The 15,522-nt window shown below is 59.0% G+C and carries 12 protein-coding genes; 2 read left to right on the forward strand and 10 right to left on the reverse strand.

Going from position 1 to position 15,522, the window contains the following annotated elements:
- Positions 1–308: 308 nt before the first annotated feature.
- The 10 genes from N008_RS22410 to N008_RS15345 form a co-directional block, all read right to left on the reverse strand.
- Positions 309–1,370: a DUF262 domain-containing protein gene (locus N008_RS22410; protein ID WP_197062874.1), complete on the reverse strand. Its 1,062-nt coding sequence runs from the start codon at positions 1,368–1,370 to the stop codon at positions 309–311.
- A gap of 196 nt (positions 1,371–1,566) precedes the next feature.
- Positions 1,567–1,992 (reverse strand): DUF3592 domain-containing protein, encoded by a 426-nt coding sequence (locus N008_RS15305; protein WP_044017254.1) that lies wholly within the window; start codon positions 1,990–1,992, stop codon positions 1,567–1,569.
- A gap of 113 nt (positions 1,993–2,105) precedes the next feature.
- Complete coding sequence (locus N008_RS15310) at positions 2,106–2,435, reverse strand: GIY-YIG nuclease family protein (RefSeq protein WP_052381607.1); 330 nt, start codon at positions 2,433–2,435, stop codon at positions 2,106–2,108.
- Between the two features lie 222 nt (positions 2,436–2,657).
- The gene (locus N008_RS15315; protein ID WP_044017256.1) at positions 2,658–7,661 is read right to left on the reverse strand and encodes a DNA repair ATPase; all 5,004 of its coding nucleotides are present in this window, start codon (positions 7,659–7,661) and stop codon (positions 2,658–2,660) included.
- Between the two features lie 41 nt (positions 7,662–7,702).
- Positions 7,703–8,083 (reverse strand): hypothetical protein, encoded by a 381-nt coding sequence (locus N008_RS15320; RefSeq protein ID WP_044017258.1) that lies wholly within the window; start codon positions 8,081–8,083, stop codon positions 7,703–7,705.
- Between the two features lie 601 nt (positions 8,084–8,684).
- The gene (locus N008_RS15325; RefSeq protein WP_044017260.1) at positions 8,685–10,844 is read right to left on the reverse strand and encodes a hypothetical protein; all 2,160 of its coding nucleotides are present in this window, start codon (positions 10,842–10,844) and stop codon (positions 8,685–8,687) included.
- A gap of 224 nt (positions 10,845–11,068) precedes the next feature.
- A complete protein-coding gene (locus N008_RS15330) occupies positions 11,069–11,728 on the reverse strand; it encodes an OB-fold-containig protein (protein WP_044017262.1) in 660 nt (219 codons plus the stop codon).
- Positions 11,729–11,793: 65 nt separating this feature from the next.
- Complete coding sequence (locus N008_RS15335) at positions 11,794–12,030, reverse strand: hypothetical protein (RefSeq protein ID WP_044017263.1); 237 nt, start codon at positions 12,028–12,030, stop codon at positions 11,794–11,796.
- Positions 12,031–12,081: 51 nt separating this feature from the next.
- Positions 12,082–12,786, reverse strand: coding sequence for a PspA/IM30 family protein (locus tag N008_RS15340; RefSeq protein WP_044017265.1), 705 nt, complete (start codon positions 12,784–12,786; stop codon positions 12,082–12,084).
- A gap of 142 nt (positions 12,787–12,928) precedes the next feature.
- Positions 12,929–13,342 carry a molecular chaperone Tir gene (locus tag N008_RS15345; protein WP_044017267.1) on the reverse strand — a complete coding sequence of 138 codons (414 nt, stop codon included), beginning with the start codon at positions 13,340–13,342 and terminating at the stop codon, positions 12,929–12,931.
- 215 nt (positions 13,343–13,557) lie between these two features.
- On the opposite strand from N008_RS15345, the gene N008_RS15350 reads away from it, so the two are divergent.
- Positions 13,558–14,343, forward strand: a complete 786-nt coding sequence (locus tag N008_RS15350) for an XRE family transcriptional regulator (RefSeq protein ID WP_044017268.1) — start codon at positions 13,558–13,560, stop codon at positions 14,341–14,343.
- An 11-nt stretch (positions 14,344–14,354) separates the two neighbouring features.
- Positions 14,355–15,497 (forward strand): hypothetical protein, encoded by a 1,143-nt coding sequence (locus N008_RS23605; RefSeq protein WP_197062875.1) that lies wholly within the window; start codon positions 14,355–14,357, stop codon positions 15,495–15,497.
- The last annotated feature ends 25 nt before the right edge of the window (positions 15,498–15,522 follow it).

Consider the following 15,522-nt stretch of genomic DNA (forward strand, 5'->3'; position numbering starts at 1 on the left):
TACAAGAGAATTTATCTCTCTGGTTGGAATATTGCTTTTTATTAAAAATGATTTTGGATAAATATGGTGAAACTCGTTTTTATTTCCATCTCTCAATACTGGTTCTAATGATATTGGTCCTCCTGATATAAAATTTAGAGGCTTATTATTTGCTAGCATTAATACAAATGTTTTTGTATTAACTGTGTTTAAATTAAATATATTATCGGTGAAAAAAGTATAATCTATTTTAACGTCAAACTCGCCAAGTGGTGTTAAGGGATTTGATTTAAGGAGTTTTATTAGTTTTATATCTTCATTTAATTGTTCTAGGCGTTTGGAGTATCTTCTCGAAAAGAAAACCTTCCATGTCCAAGAAACAAGTTTTTTTGTTGTTTCGTGTTTGGATGTGTGTCTTGCTCTTTTGTTGTTGCAAAAAATACTGATAATGGTATTAATATAGTAGGGAATGGTAGTGACTGAGCTGAATACGACTTCATGGATGACCTTAGGAAGTCAACAGCTCCATTAATTCCTTTCCTTATTTCTGGGAAGCGTGATCGTACTTCTTCGCCTTTTAGGTTTACAATTGAATTAGGAGATGCGTCTCCATTAATTATAGCGGCGCAGCATCGTAACAACAGATCTGAATCCTCTCCAACATCCCTGAATCCATAGGGGGCAAGATCTTCAGCCAATTCCTGAAATTCATCTTGTAGATCAAAGTCTTCACTCCAAGTCCAAGCAGAAAGCAATTGAAGGGTATCAAGTTCTACGCCCAAACGGTTGATTCTCTCGAAGACAATTGCTACAGCTGTTCTATCGTCTGATTCAAATGTTTGAACTGGTAATCTTGCTCTTGTAAATTTTTGGTAAAGCATATCTACTTTTTCAGCTGTTTCCTCTGGAACGCTCAAAAGATATTTGCGGTATTTAGGAGAGTCGAATAATAATCTTAGGGGAAAGTGCTTTTCTGGGTTAACCTCTTCGTCAGGTATAAATAAAAAATTAGAGTCCTGAATAGAATTTTGCTCACTTAGATCAAAATATATTTTAAAGGGTGAGTCATCTTCGCCTTCTATGGGGAGTAAGTGATTTTGGAAAACGCCAAAAATTGATGTTGCTCTTTGCTGGCCATCCAATACATAATCTATTGGGTAATCAGGGTCGTTGCTTGGTAATTCAAAAGGGCCAAGAGCTCGTTCGGATTTTAAAGGGTGTTTAGTTCGCCAGAAAAGTAGGGAGCCGAATGGAAATCCTTTGTATATAGAATCCATTAAGTGTGAAACCCTATCTGCGTCCCAAATAAATCCTCGTTGGAAGCTTGGAATCCTGATATTTCCATTGTTTATCTTTTGAATAAGCTCTGGAATGAATAATGGTTCTGCCATCGTATTTATGCTTAGTGAGTGAAAAAAAGTGCTTATGTGATAGAGTTGATTTTACTTCAGTCCGCTGCATTAATACTGTTTCAACGTCTTTCGAAACCTACTCAACCCACTGGCCATGTTTTCCAAGTTCTCCAGCATCTGCGGGAGTTGGGTGAGGCTGGGGTGGCGGAGGTAAGATAGGTAGTGTTGACGGCTGTTACGCCAGCATATAAGCAAGTATGGCAACAACACCCAACAGGCCGGTGGCCCGGCCCAGCCAGCGGTAGATTACAATATCGGACTGATTGTAGGAGAGGACCAGAATTTCGGTGGGCGTGGCGGGATAGTACTGGATTTGCAGCGGCTCGCCCACGCGAAACTGGTAGCGGCGCTTGCTGTGCGGGTAGCAGACCGTGACGGTTTCCTGGGTAGCCGTCTGGAAACGCAGGACGGGGAAGTAGGTGCGGTGGTCGGTAGAAGGGTTGTCTTCCAGGCGGACAATGGTGGCTGTGGCGGAGAGGCCGTGGGTGAGCAAGTGCTGCTGTTTCTGGTGGAGCTGGCTGGCTTTGCGCAGGAATAGCCCACCCAGCAGCAGGCAGATAAGCGCAAACAGCAGGTCTTCAGGAATTGCCGGGATGGTCATGGCACTTGAGGCCGTTGGGGTGGAGGTGGCTGTTTGCGCTGCGGCAGTGGCAATTGGATGGGTAGCAACGTCAGCACGCGAGATGCTTCGACAGGCTCAGCATGACGTTCTTTTTAGAAAGCTTCCTCCAGACGGGGCGGTTGCGACGATAAGTCGTCTGACCAGGTAGCGGGGTCGATAGTGGCCCAGGTCGGATTGAAGGCGGCTATCAGGGCTTCTTTTTTTGCTCGGGTCCAGCCTTTTAGCTGCTTTTCGCGGGCTATGGCTTGGGTGGGGTCAGGGCAGGGTTCGAAGTAGATCAGTAGGTTGGTTTGATAGCGGCCCGTGAATTTGCCCGCATCACCCAGACCATTGCTATGCTCGTGCAGGCGTCGTGGCAAGTCGTTGGTGATGCCGATGTAGAGGACGGTATGCGCCGGATTGGTGAGGATATAGACATACATAGGTTGGGTCGGGTAATCATAGGTTGATAGTTGAACGTCATGCTGAGCTTGAATAGAACGTCATGCTGAGCTTGTCGAAGCATCTCGCGTGCTGACGTTTGATTACTACTCTGGTGTCAGCGGGCAAGATGCTTCGGCTTCGCTCAGCATGACGGTTAGTTTGGCAACGTCAGCGGGCGAGATGCTTCGGCTTCGCTCAGCATGACGTTCTTTTTTGTGCCTCTACTCCCGCTTCAATACCTCCCGGATGCCGCTCAGGCCGCCGGCAATGTTTTCTAGTTTCTCCAGCATCTGGAGGAGCTGGGCGGGGCCGGAGTGGCGGAGGTTGTCGAGGTAGGTTTGCTTGATTTGCTGCCAGCGGGCGGCTTGCTCGGGGGTGAGCCAGCCGAGCAGCTCGCGCAGTTTGAGCAGGTTGGCTTCGGTGGCGCTGGTTAGGGTCTGGGCTTCGCTTTCGTAGTGGGCGGCCAGCAGGTCGGTGATTTCCTGGTCGTTCATGACGGGGCGGACTTTCTCGGCCAGCTTGTTCATGTTGCGGTAGGAGCCCTGAAGCTTGAACGGCGGCTCGGTGCGGTAGGCGTCGGCCTGGGCGGCGCTGGCAATGTAGGCGGCGTTTACGCGGGCCACCACGTCGCGCAGGCGCAGCAGCTGGCCGAGCACGGCCACGTACTCATTCAGCTCCTCGGGCGAGTGGTTGCCCTCGAAGCTGAGGCCATCCTGCTGGCCGGTTTCGGCGAGGCGGATGAGGGCGGGCACGTCCTGGGGGCTTTGGGTGGCGAGGCGGGCCAGGGCGGCGTTGCTGGTGAGGGCGTTTTCGAGGTAGGAAAGGCGGAAGGCGTCTTCGGAACCGGCCGTGAGGATGTCGCCGAGGTTGTAGATGTCGGCGCGGTTGGCCAGCATGTCGGGCAGCTGGAATACGTCGCCGCTTTCGGTGTAGGGGTTGCCGGCCATCACCACGGCCACCTTGCGGCCCCGGAAGTCGTAGGTGCGGGGGCGGCCCTGGTACACGCCTTCAATCTTGCGCTGGGCGTCGCAGAGCGAGATGAACTTCTGCAGAAACTCGGGGTGGCAGTGCTGAATGTCGTCGACGTAAATCATCACGTTGTCGCCCATCTCGAAGGCCAGGTTCAGCTTTTCCAGCTCCTGCCGCGCCCCGGCGTTGGGGGCCTGGGCGGGGTCTACGCTCGTCACGGCGTGCCCGATGGCGGGGCCGTTGATTTTCATGAAGATGAGGCCCAGGCGGTTGGCCACGTATTCCATGAGGGTGGTTTTGCCATAGCCGGGCGGCGAAATCAGCAGCAGCAGCCCCATCAGGTCGGTGCGCTTGCCCTCGCCGGCCGTACCGATCTGCTTGGCCAGGTTGGCCCCGATGATGGGCAGGTATACTTTGTCAATCAGCTGATTGCGCACGAAGGACGTGAGCACGCGGGGCCGGAAGTCTTCCAGGCGCAGGTCCTCGGCGGTGCGGGCCAGCAGCTGCTTTTTCGTCTCCTGAAACTGCTCGTACTGGGCCACCGTGGCGCGGTCGTAGTGCAGCAGGCGGCGGCGGAACTCGGGGAAGTTGAGGTGATAAGTCCGGTCGTTGGTGATGCGCGGGTGGGTGCCCTGGAAGCCTTCGAGGGTTTCGGTGGTGGGCGTGTGGACCACGCGGGCGGGGTCGAAGGTGTGGGTGAGCAGGAGGACGGCCACCTCGGTTGCCTCACCCCCCGGCCCCCTCTCCTTCAGAGGAGGGGGAGCCTGACGAATGGGGTTGATGAGCTTGGGCCTGACTTTTAAAAGCCGCTTCCTGTGCAGCCGTGGCTCCCCCTCTCTGAAGGAGAGGGGGTTGGGGGGGAGGCAGCTCTGCACCCACTGGCGCACCAGCTGGAACTGGGCTACGGGCTGGTCCTGGAGCTGGGCTATGGACTGCTGGAAGAGGGCGGCGGCGTGGCGGTCCTGCAGCTGCTTCTGGAACTGCTGGTGGAGGTCGGCGGCTTCCTGGGAGATGATGAAGGAGCCGGTGTGGGTCAGCTCGTGGAACAGGTAGTCGCCGGCTTCCTGCACCTGGGCGGGGGTGAAGAGGCCGGTTTGGGCGGCAAAGGTTTCGACGGCGGTTTGCAGCTCGGCTTTCAGCTGGTCGAATTCCTGGGAATCGGGGAAGACTTGCAGGAGTACGCCGATGCCTTGCAGCTGCCGCTCCCAGTGGGCGCGCTGGTCGGGGTCACAGAAGCGCAGCCAGTAGAGGGCGGCGGCGGCGCGGGTGTCGGCGGGGTAGCGGAGCAGGTCGGCGGTGCGGGTGAGGCGCACCAGGGCCGTGAGCAGCAGGGCGGCGTCGTGGTCGTGCACGCCTTTGAGGTAGCCTTCCTGGTAGCGGGCGGCCATGAACTGCTGCACGTAGCTCAGCAGCTCGGCTGCGCTCAGGTGGCCCAGCTCGGGCACCGATAGCACGGCGGGGCGGCCCGCTTCCGGATTGGCGGGGGCGGGGTGCTGGGCGGCCTGCAGGATGCGCCAGGCCAGAAACTCGGCCCGGTACACGTCCTGGTTTTCTGATACCACGGTTTGCTCCCAGACTGGCCTAGAAGCCAGTAAGGCGGGGTCGGTTATCTTCTGGAAGAAATTGGTGCCGGTGAGGTGGTAGTGCAGGTTGCCGTCGCGCAGCACCACGGTCAACTCCAGCGGCTGGGTGTTGACGGTGAAGGCGTGGGTGCCGAAGCGCAGAGTCTGGCCGCCGTCGGCGAACAGGTCGGCCCGGTCGCGGAGCTGGCGCACGGCGTTTTCGCGCAGGGTTTTCAGGCGGCTCTGCACGTCGTCGGCCTTCACCGAGTCGCCGAGGCTGAGCAGGTCCTGCGCGGTCTGGCGCACTTTCTCCACCATCACGTCGGTGGCAAAGTAGCCGTTGATGTCGGCCACTGATTCCAGCCGGCTGACGCGGCTCTGCACCGCTTTCAGCAGCCGCTCCGCGCTTTGCAGCAGGGCCGTGGCGCGCTGGTTGCGGGCCGCCACCAGGGCCGTTTTCTTCGACTCAAAGGCTTCCACCACCTGCTCGCGGCGGGTGGTCAGCTGCTCAATGAACTGGTCGAAGTCGGGGAACTTGCCTTCCAGCTCTTCCAGCTGCACCATCAGCTTGGTGAGGTACTCGTCGCACTTGGCAGGGGTGTCGGCCAGGTCGAGGTAGTTGGTGAGAGCCTGTTCCAGCAGCTTGAGCTGGGCCGTAAATTCGGCCTGGGCCTCGGTGCCGGCCAGGGCCTGCCGCCGCCGCTTCAGCGCCGCCCGAATCTGGTTGAAGCGGGCGTACACCGTCGAGATATTGTCGATGATGGCCGTGGTCTGGGTGGGGTCGGGGATGGGTAGGTTGCTCACCACCTCAATCAGCAGCTCCAGCTCCTGAGCCACGGCGGCGGTTTCCTGCTCGCGCTGGTCGGCCTCGATGGTTTTCTGCACCTGCTCCACGCCGTCGGCAATGGCCTGCACGCGCTGGGAATAGGGCAGAAGGGCATCGGGCCGAAGCAGGAAGTCCACGGTTTGCAGCGCCACTTCCTTGCTGAGCGCCTCCAGGTCCTGGGCGTGCTTTTCCACGGCCGGCAGCTCCACGTAGCGCAGCTCCTTCAATGAAATAACCTCGCCCCGCACCCCGCGCAGCTCGCCCAGCAGCTGCACAAACTCCGTGACGGTATCGGGCGCCGAGCGGCGGATGCGGCCGGTCAGTTCGTCGGCTTTCTGAAACACGGCGGCCGTTTGCTGGGCCGTGTTTTTGCGCAGGCTTTGCACCTTCTCGAACTCCTCCACGGCCGCCGTGGCCGTCTGGCGGATTTCGGCCAGGGGCTCGGCCAGGGCCTGGGCCGCGGGTTCGCGCAGCCAGTGGTAGGCGTCGGTGAGGCTGGTCGTCTGGCGGATCAGGTCGAGGTAGAGGCCGGCGTAGCTGTCGTCCTTGCCGGCGAGGGTCAGCACTTCCTGCACCTCGCTCATGGCCCGCACAATCTCCTTGTTGCCCAGCTTGTAAAGGTAGGAATCGGAGGTGACGGGCAGCTGGAAATCGGGCGCGGTGTAGGGCGTCTGCCAGATCTGCACCGCGTGGTGCTTCTTGGGCTCGTCGTCGGCCCGGAAGTAGCACAGCTCCCCGTTCTCAAACAAAGCGTAGCCGTGGCACACGATGGGGTTGTCCACGCGCTGGGCAATGCGGTTGTAGCTCAGCAGCAGGTAGGTGCCGTGGTCTTTGTTGAAGAACACGTACAGAAAATCCTCCCCGTTCGGCGACACCACGCGCTTCTCAAACAGCATTTCGCGCAGGCCGTTGTCGAAGAGCTTGTTGTCGCCGGTTTGCAGGTAGAAGCCGTGGGGGAAGATGAGGCCCTGGCCGTCGGGCAGCAGCACGCAGGCATCGGCCAGGGCGTCGAGGCGCTGGGCGGTTTTGAGCCGGTGGTTGAAGATGAAGTAGCGATACTGCTGCTCCTGGTAGGGCCGGATTTTGAGCAGAATCAGGTTGCCGACCACCGCGTAGTAGATTTCCGAGTCGTCGAGGGTCTGGTCCTTGTCGTCGACCGGCTCGCTCAGGATGCCGTGGCCGGAGGTGGTGTTGTCCTCGATCTTGATGGTCAGGTCGCCGCCCACGGTTTCCACGAACACCTTGTCCTCGATGCTGATGTGGGGGTGCTTGCCGCCGCGCTGCATGTCGCGGGTGGCGCGCTTCCACTGGAACTCGTGCTGGGGCGGGAAGGTGTATTCGTGGTCGGAGCGGTTGTCGAGGTAGCTCAGTGTATCGCCTTGGATAAGCCACTTAAACGTCTTCACATCCGACGCACTCTTGCCCACCCGAAACACCATGAACAGGTGCACGCCAATGACGGCGAACTTCACGAACTGGGTGTTTTTGTAGTAGCGGTAGAGGTTGCGGAACTCCTCCAGAAACTGCGGGTGTTGCAGCAGCTCCAGCCCCAACGGCCGGAAATCGTGCCCGGCGTACTCGTACACCCCGAATACGTCGGCCAGATCGGGCTCAGCCTTCAGCCCCAGCACCACGTTGTAGCCGAAGATGAACCGCTGGCCCACCGGCACCATGTCCCAGGCCACGCAGTTGTTTTCGGTGCTGATGCGGCCGGTGCCAATCAGGCGCGTATCCACGGCTCCGAACACCTGCTTGCGCTCCGCGTTGAGCGTATCGAGGCGATGGCGCAGGTCGGTGCTGCTTTTGAGCAGGCGGTTGCGCAGGATTTCGTAGGTGCCGGTTTCGAGTTGGGTAGCTTGAGCTTCCATAGGAGGGCAAGGCACAGACCCTTGCAGGGAGAAAAAACGGCTTAGTAGTTTCGTGAAGACCGCAACCGGGCCTTCAGGATAGCATTAGCCGGATCTGATTTAGCGTAGATGACGGCGGTAGTGTCGCCTTTGGCGTGGGTGCGCAAAAAGTTTCTGGACACCCGCGTCCGAAGCAAATGCTCCACACCGCCCACAGTATACCGCACGGATACGCGCCGGCTCTTGTACCTTCTTACCCGGGTAATAATGCCCGTAGCGTACCCCGGACTTTTCAGAATTGCCGCGCGCTTCTCGGCAATATCCGTTTTGATGAAATAGATAAAGCCGGCCAGAAGGGCAATGCAGAAAGCTAGGCCAAGGGCGAGACTCACGATTTGCCGGCGGGTCATTTGGGGGGGAGTGGTGGAATCGGGAGCTTGCATGAGCAGGTAGCTAAAATGGTAGCTCCTTCTTGAATGAGGAAAGGCTAACGGTGATTAAATGCTGGCAGAACGGTGGCTACGGAGTGAAACCTGCTATTTCTTAGTCAGAATGACCCAAATGCCGGTGCCAATGCAGAAAAGTCCAAACGTAAATAGGGCGGCACCGCTTATCACCTCAAGAACCCCAGTGTCTTTTTGAAACAAGAATATTTCGGGGTATTTGGAAAGATGCTTCATCAAGATATGTTGCCTTCCTTGCAATGATATACAGTCCCTGTGGCTTATTTGCTTTGAGTAAATACGACTCCGATATTCGATATGCATCCATCGTTTTGCTTTGCTCGTGATACCACAGTCGTTAGGAAACTGATGTATTCTGACCTGTACGAAATGGTCAGCCCGTGCTACTTCCCATTCTTTTAATTTCTGCGGTAAAAGGATAATAGTAAGCCCTATGAAGAATGAGCCACAAAGGAAGTAGATACTTTTCACGCCAAGTTGAGCCTGATTTATAGGCCGATATTCTGTGGCTCCAAGAAACTAGAAGCTAGTTCCCCCTCTCCTTTCCGGAGAGGGGGCTAGGGGGTGAGGCGACTAGAGGTTACAGCATCCGCGCTGGCTTATCCCCGATGCCCAGCGCGGTAGCGGTGCCGGCCAGCTGCGTGATGGTGGCGCGGGTGGCGTCGTCGCCGGCCTGGTTCATCATCTTCAGCAGCAGGGCCGAGACGCTCAGGTTCTTCATGTCCTCCGAGCTCAGGCCGAACTGGTCCACGAAGCGGCGCAGGTTGGCTTTGAAGTCGCCACCGCCGTCGGGGCTGAAGAAGGCATCCTTCACGGTGCCCAGCACCTCGGAGTTGTGCACCGTGCGGTCAATCATCTTGCCCTTGGTGATGGAGCCGATGATTTGGTCGAAGAACATGGTTTCGCCGCCCACGATGTCGATTTTGGCGGCCTTGAGGGCCTCGCCAATCACGCCGGCCTGCGAGGCGGCAATGTCCTTCTGGATGTTGATCTGGGCCAGCTCTACCGACTTGTCCTTGTCGAGGCGCAGCTTGAATTCCTCGTGGTCTTTGCCCACGCCGTCGAGCTTCTTCATGGCGTCGGCCTTGGCTTCGATGCCCTTGGCTTCCACCGCGAATTTCTGCTCCGATACGGCGGCTTCGGCGAGGCCCTTCTTTTGGTCGGCATCGGCGCGGAACTGGATGATGTCGGCGTCGGCCTGGCCTTTCTCGCGGTTCACTTTGGCGGCTACCAAACCCAGCTTCTCGTCGGCTTCGGCCTGGGCGCCGGCTTTGGCCTGGATGGCCTGGGCCTCGGCGGCAGCAGTGAGCTGGAGCACGGCGGCTTCGGTTTCGCCTTCTTTCTGGCGGGCGGTGGCTTTGGCCTGCATCACCTGCGCTTCGGCCAGGCCCACGGCCGTGGCCTTGCTGGCTTCGGCCTCTGCTAGCGTGCGGATGGCTTGGCCCTTGAACTCGGCGGCGGCCTTCTCGGCTTCGGCATCAATAAGGGCCTGCTTGGCGCGGAACTCGGCGGCTTGGCGCTCCATGTCGGCGTTGCCTACCAGCGTGACGGTAGCGGCTTCGGCCTGCTGCTTGGCGGCCGTCAGGGCCACCAGCTTTTCCCGCTCGGCCAGGGCCTGGGCGCGGGTATCCTTGATTTTTTCTTCTTCCTGCACCGTGGCCTTTTCCACCGTGATTCGCTCGCGGATGATGGTCTGGATGTTCTTTTTCTCTTCTTCCAGGGCTTTCTCCTTTTCAATCTGGGCGAGGGCCACAATTCGCTCCCGCTCGTTTATTTCCAGGGCTTTGGCCTGGGCTACGCGCTCGGTTTCCACGGCGTCGGTGCGCTGCTTGTTGCGCTCGGCCACCAGCACCTGCCGGTCGCGGTTCTGCTCGGCAATGCCCACTTCTTCCTCGGTGGCAATGCGCGCCTTCTCCGATTTCAGGGTTTCTTCCTGCTGCACCTTGGCCGCCTCGGCGTTTTCGCGAGCCTTGATGTTGGCAATTTCCCGCTTCTGCTTTTCCTGGTTTTCAATCAGCTGCTTTTCCAGCTGCAGAATGGTTTCCTGGGCCTCTACGTCCTGCTTCTTGATGGTTTTCTGCTGCTCGCGCTGGATGGAGTTGGCCTGGATTTTCTGCTCCGAGGTCAGGGCAATAATCTTCTTGATGCCCTCGGCGTCCAGAATGTTGTCCTGATTCAGGGCCGTGAGCGGGGTTTGCTCCAGGTAGTCGATGGCGCAGTCGTCGAGCACGTAGCCGTTGAGGTCGGTGCCGATGATGCGCAGGATTTCCTGCTTGAACTGCTCGCGGGAGTTATACAGCTCAATGAAATCGAAGTGCTTGCCCACGGTTTTGAGGGCTTCCGAAAACTTGGCGTCGAAGAGGTTTTCCAGCGCGGCCGGGTCGGAGGCGCGGTGCGCGCCGATGCTCTGGGCCACGTTCAGCACGTCGTCGTGGGTTTTGTTGACGCGCACGAAGAAGTTCACCTTCACATCGGCCCGCAGGTTGTCTTTGCACACCAGCCCCTCGGAACCGGCCCGCTGGATGATGATGGTTTTGAGCTTGATGTCCATCACCTCCAGCTTGTGCAGCACCGGCACAATGAAGATGCCGCTGAACGATACCTTGGTTTCGCCCATGCCGGTGCGCACCAGGGCCTCGCCCTGCACGGCCTTTTTATACATGCGGGCCACAATGGCAATAAAGCCCAGAATAAGAACGGCGACGATGACCAGCACCGCAAGAGAGAGTTGTTCCAGCATGGAAGTAAGGAGTAGGAGTAGAAGCAAATCGGGAGAAAGAAAGAGAAAAATATGGGTAGCTGCCGCGCAGGAGCAGGATGTTAAGAGCTTGTATTGACCGATGTAGAGACGCGACACTTCGCGTCTCGTCGTTGCTGACGTTGGCTAATGGTGTGGTTCTGGTCCGTTCAACGACGAGACGCGAAGTGTCGCGTCTCTACATCGGGCACCGCCCTGAGCAGCGTTCAGGGCGCGTCGTAGGGCTCCACAAGGTAGCAGCGGCGGGCGGCATCGTAGTCGATTATCAGGGCCGTATCGCCTTTTTTCAGCTCGGTGGCGGCCGAGGCGGCCCGCACGTTGAGCACCAGCGGTGCGCCGGCGCGTTGCGGCACGCTGGCCTGGCCCAGTTGCTCCTGGCTGGCGGGCAGCAGCAGCGTGCAGACTTTGCCCAGCGGCTGCGCGCCGCTGTCGTGGTTGTGCTCCATGGCCGCAAACAGCCGCACAAACGGCGTGGTCAGCACCTTGCCCACCAGCAGGCTGCCCAGCAGCAGCGGCATCAGCAATGCCAGCCCCAGCAGCCCCGACGTGTTGCCCAGGTAGTAATTCAGCAGGATGCTGCCCACCCACCACGGCAGCGCCACCAGGCTCACGAACACCATCAGCGGCACCCGGCCCAGGTTGAAAAACGCCAGCGCGTGGTTCAGCCAGCTCACGCCCGCGTGGGCCGTATCGGGCGCGGCATGGCCATCGGTGCCCAGGTGCCCGACGTGGTCGGTATCCACGTCGATGGTCTTGAAGTCGAGCACCCCCAGTAGCACCGTCAGCCAGTAGAGCAGCACGAACACCAGCAGGCCGGTGGGCAGTAGGTTGGGCGGCGAAACAGCAGCGTGTAGAAGTTCGGTCATGGTAGGAAACGGAAGCTGAGGGCCGGAAGATAGAGCAATAATGCCTGCCGAAAATGCCCTGATTCTTAACCGTTCAGGGGAAGCGTGCCAACCGACAACGTTGGCTGAAGCTGCTGTTCCAGCTCAGCATTGCGCCGCTCCAGCCGCTTGCTGTACCGCTGGTATGCCACCACGATGAGCACCCAGCCAAACGGGAAGCTGGGTGTCAGACCCTGAAAATCGTAGTGCAGGACCCGAGCCACGACGCTAAAGAGCAGAAGGGCAAAGCCGAAATACAACGGGAGTTTTTCGTTGCTATTCATAGTATTTGATAGGCAGTAATGTTGATAGGGATAGGGAGTAGCCAGAACCGCTTACCCCAGCCCCAGCTTGGCCTTCAGCGCCTGCAAATCGGCGGAGGCCTGGCCGCTGCCGTCCTTGCCCAGCGCCTTATCGATTTCCTGGTCGATGGACTTGCTTTCCTGCGCAATCTGCCCGTACGATTCGGCCAGGGCTTCCTCGGTGGCCACCTTGTCCTTCATGCGCTCCAGCAGCGCCACCGTCCCCGACGAATCCAGCTGGGCCAGCTGCTGGTTGATGGTTTTGGTGGCCGTGCTCACCGTCACGCGGGCTTTCAGGGTTTTCAGCTCGTTGTCCCACTGCGAGATGGTGCTTTTGAGCTGCTGCACGTTCTGGTCGAGCTGCTGAGCCGAGGCCTCGAACTTCTGCTGCTCCTGGGTGGCGCGGGCGGCCTGCGCTTCGTGCTGGGTTTTCTTGAGCAGGGCTTCCGTGGCGAGGCGGTCGGCTTCGGCGGCTTCCAGCTCCTGGCGGTGGGCCTTCTGGAGCAGCAGCACGGCCTTGTTTTCGTAGTCGAGGGCGCGGCTGCGCTCCGCTTCGGCCTCATTGCGGCTCCTGATGGCCAGGGCCTTCACTTCCGCCAGCGCGTGCAGGGCCTTGTCCAGGTCCTGGCGCAGGTCGCGCAGGCCCTGCTCGGTCATTTTGATGGGGTCCTCGAACTGGTTGACCGCCGAATGCGCTTCGGCCTGCCCGATTTTGAAGATGCGGTTGAAGAGGTTCATGGCTGTTGGGAGTTTGGGGTGTTGAGGAAGTTTGGCCCGTCATGCTGAGCCTGTCGAAGCATCTCTACCGCTTCGTCTGAATGGTATTGCAACGAAGCGGTAGAGATGCTTCGACTTCGCTCCGCTGCGCTCAGCATGACGGTTAGGCGTCCTCAGAATCCGGTTTCGAAAACGCAATCAACTCGTCGCTGAACTCGCTGAGTAGCAGCCCTAGCGAGTTGAAAACGGCCTCCAGCTCGGGCCGGTCGAGGTGCTCCAGCTGCAGCGTGTCGCGAAAGATGACCTTGCGGCCCGTTTCGTCCAGCACGAAAGCCCCGTGGATGATGTCGCGGTTTTTCTGGAGTAGCCGCTGGTAGATGTCGCAGCTGGGGGCGGGCAGCTCCAGCAGGTACTGCTCCAGAATCAGCAGCGGCTCGCCGCAGCCCAGCACTAGGTGCTCGATGCCCAGCTCCGGCTTGCTTACTACCAGCAGGTTGTTGGCCTCATCCTGGTGGCGGATATCGAAGTCAAGTTCGAGCAGGTAGTTTTGAATCGTATAGAAGTAGGAGTTGGCCATAGAGTAGGTCGAACTTGGGGAGAAGGAAAGTTGGCCAGAAGGTACTTACTATCGGGAAGTAGTCTGTAGCACAGCGCCGGAAGGCAGAAGCTATAACAGCTCAAAATAATAGCGACCAGAAAGATGGGCATCGGGAATATGTGCTAGCTTTACGATGCAAGTGTACTCAAAGTTTGAGATAGGCTCAAGTTTTGAGCAGAAAATATTTTTGCCGCATGTCGTACGTAGGGAAGAACATCCGCAAGATAAGAACCGTCAAGAAGCTGAGTCAGGCCGCTTTTGCCGAGCTATTTGGCTTGGCCCGTCCCAGCGTAGGGGCGTATGAGGAAGGGCGGTCGGAGCCGAAAATGGAGACGCTGATCCAGATTGCTCATCATTTTGGCTTGTCGGTAGACCTGCTACTTACGAAAGAGCTAACCGTAAACGAGCTCTATCATTTCGATATTTTCCGGCAGGAAGCCGCCCCCGAAGCTCCCGCTACGCCAGCCGCCGCCGAGGCCGACCGGCTGGCCCAGCTCACGCCTTTCGTGCCCGCCGACCGCCTGCTCGAGTACATCGTGCAGCACCACAACACCGCCTTCATCGACGCGCTGCCGCCGCTCACGTTTCCGCATCAGCTGGGGCCGGCCACCCGGGCCTTCGAGATTGTGGGGGCCGAAATGCAGCACCAGCAGCAGGGCCTGCGCCACCAGGACGTGGTACTGTGCTGCCGCGTAGACAAGGCCACGGCCACATTGCGGCCGGGCCGCATCTACGCCTTCGTTACGCAAAACAGCCTGCTGGTGCGCCGCCTCTCCGAGCGGCTGCCCGCCAACGTGCTCCGGCTCCGCGCCGACAACCCCGACTACGGCGCGCAGGAATTTGCCCTGGAGCAGGCGCTGGAAATCTGGGAAGTGAAGGCGGTGTTTACCACTCACCTGCGCCCCCCGTCCCGCATCGAGGACCGGGTGACGCGGCTGGAGCGGCAGGTGGAGGAGCTGCTGGCGCGGCTGGACGGGTAGGCAGCAGATATATGCGGCTCTCAGACTACTTCACACAATTAACTATAAGGCCCCGGCTGTTGCTGGTGTTTCTGCTGCTGGTTGGCTTCGTGCTGCTGAGTTGGCAGAACTATCAGCCCCCCGCCGACGCGGAGCTGAACAAGCGTGTGCGGTATCTGGAGCGAGTTATTGAGGAAGGCGCGGGCGCGGGCACTGACCTGGCCAGCATCAACAGCCAAAATCCGGAATGGGCGCTGTTTTCTCTTTCCTTCACAGCGTACGCGCTGGCCAGCCGGGCCGAGCAGCAGCCGGCGCTGCGGCCAGAAGCAGCGCGCTACGTGGCGCTGGCCGTTGCGCAGGTGCTGCAGCCGGCTATCCGCAGCACCTTCGAGCCGCTAGCTACCGCGGCCAGTCCCATCGACACCACTGGCTCAGTGCTATATCTGGGCCACCTCAACCTGATGCTGGGCTGCCTGCGCCAGCTCGACCCTAAAACACCCTACGCCGGCCTGCACGATACGCTTTCGGGGGCGCTGTACCGGCGCTACGCTCAGGCGGCAAGTGGCTGCCTGGAGTCGTACGTTGGGCGGCGCTGGGTGCCCGACAACACGGTGGCGCTGGCGTCGTTGGCGCTGCATAGCCAGCTTACCGGCAGCCCCTACCGCATGGCAGCTGAGCGCTGGGTGGCGCGGGCCCGCCAGCACTACCTCGACCCCAAAACCGGCGTTCTGGCCTCGCAGGTGGATGCGCAGGGCCGGCCGCAGGAAGAAGCACGGGGCTCGATGGTAGGCTGGAGCATCTGGTTTCTGGCCCGCTTCGACCCCGAATTTGCCCGGCAGCAGTATCAGCTGTACCAGCAGCATTTCAGCACCAACCTGGGCGTGCTGCGGCTGTACCGGGAGCGGGCCGGCGCCTATACCACCAGTACCGGCGACATCGACAGCGGCCCGCTGCTGCTCGGCTACAGCATGCCCGCCAACGCCTTTGCCTTCGCCGACGCCGTGGCGCTCCACGACCAACGGAATGCACAGCGGCTGCACCGCCTCATCGCGCTGGGCCGCCGTTCGGTGGAAAGCCCCACGGAGCTGCGCTACGGAGTCCGGTTCCTGGATTTGCCGGTTAGCCCGCTGGCCGAGGCCCTGCTGCTCTACGCCGAATGCCCGGTGGTTCGCTAGCTTGCCGCCTGTTTGATTGAATTTC

Source organism: Hymenobacter sp. APR13 (assembly GCF_000737515.1).
GTDB lineage: Bacteria > Bacteroidota > Bacteroidia > Cytophagales > Hymenobacteraceae > Hymenobacter.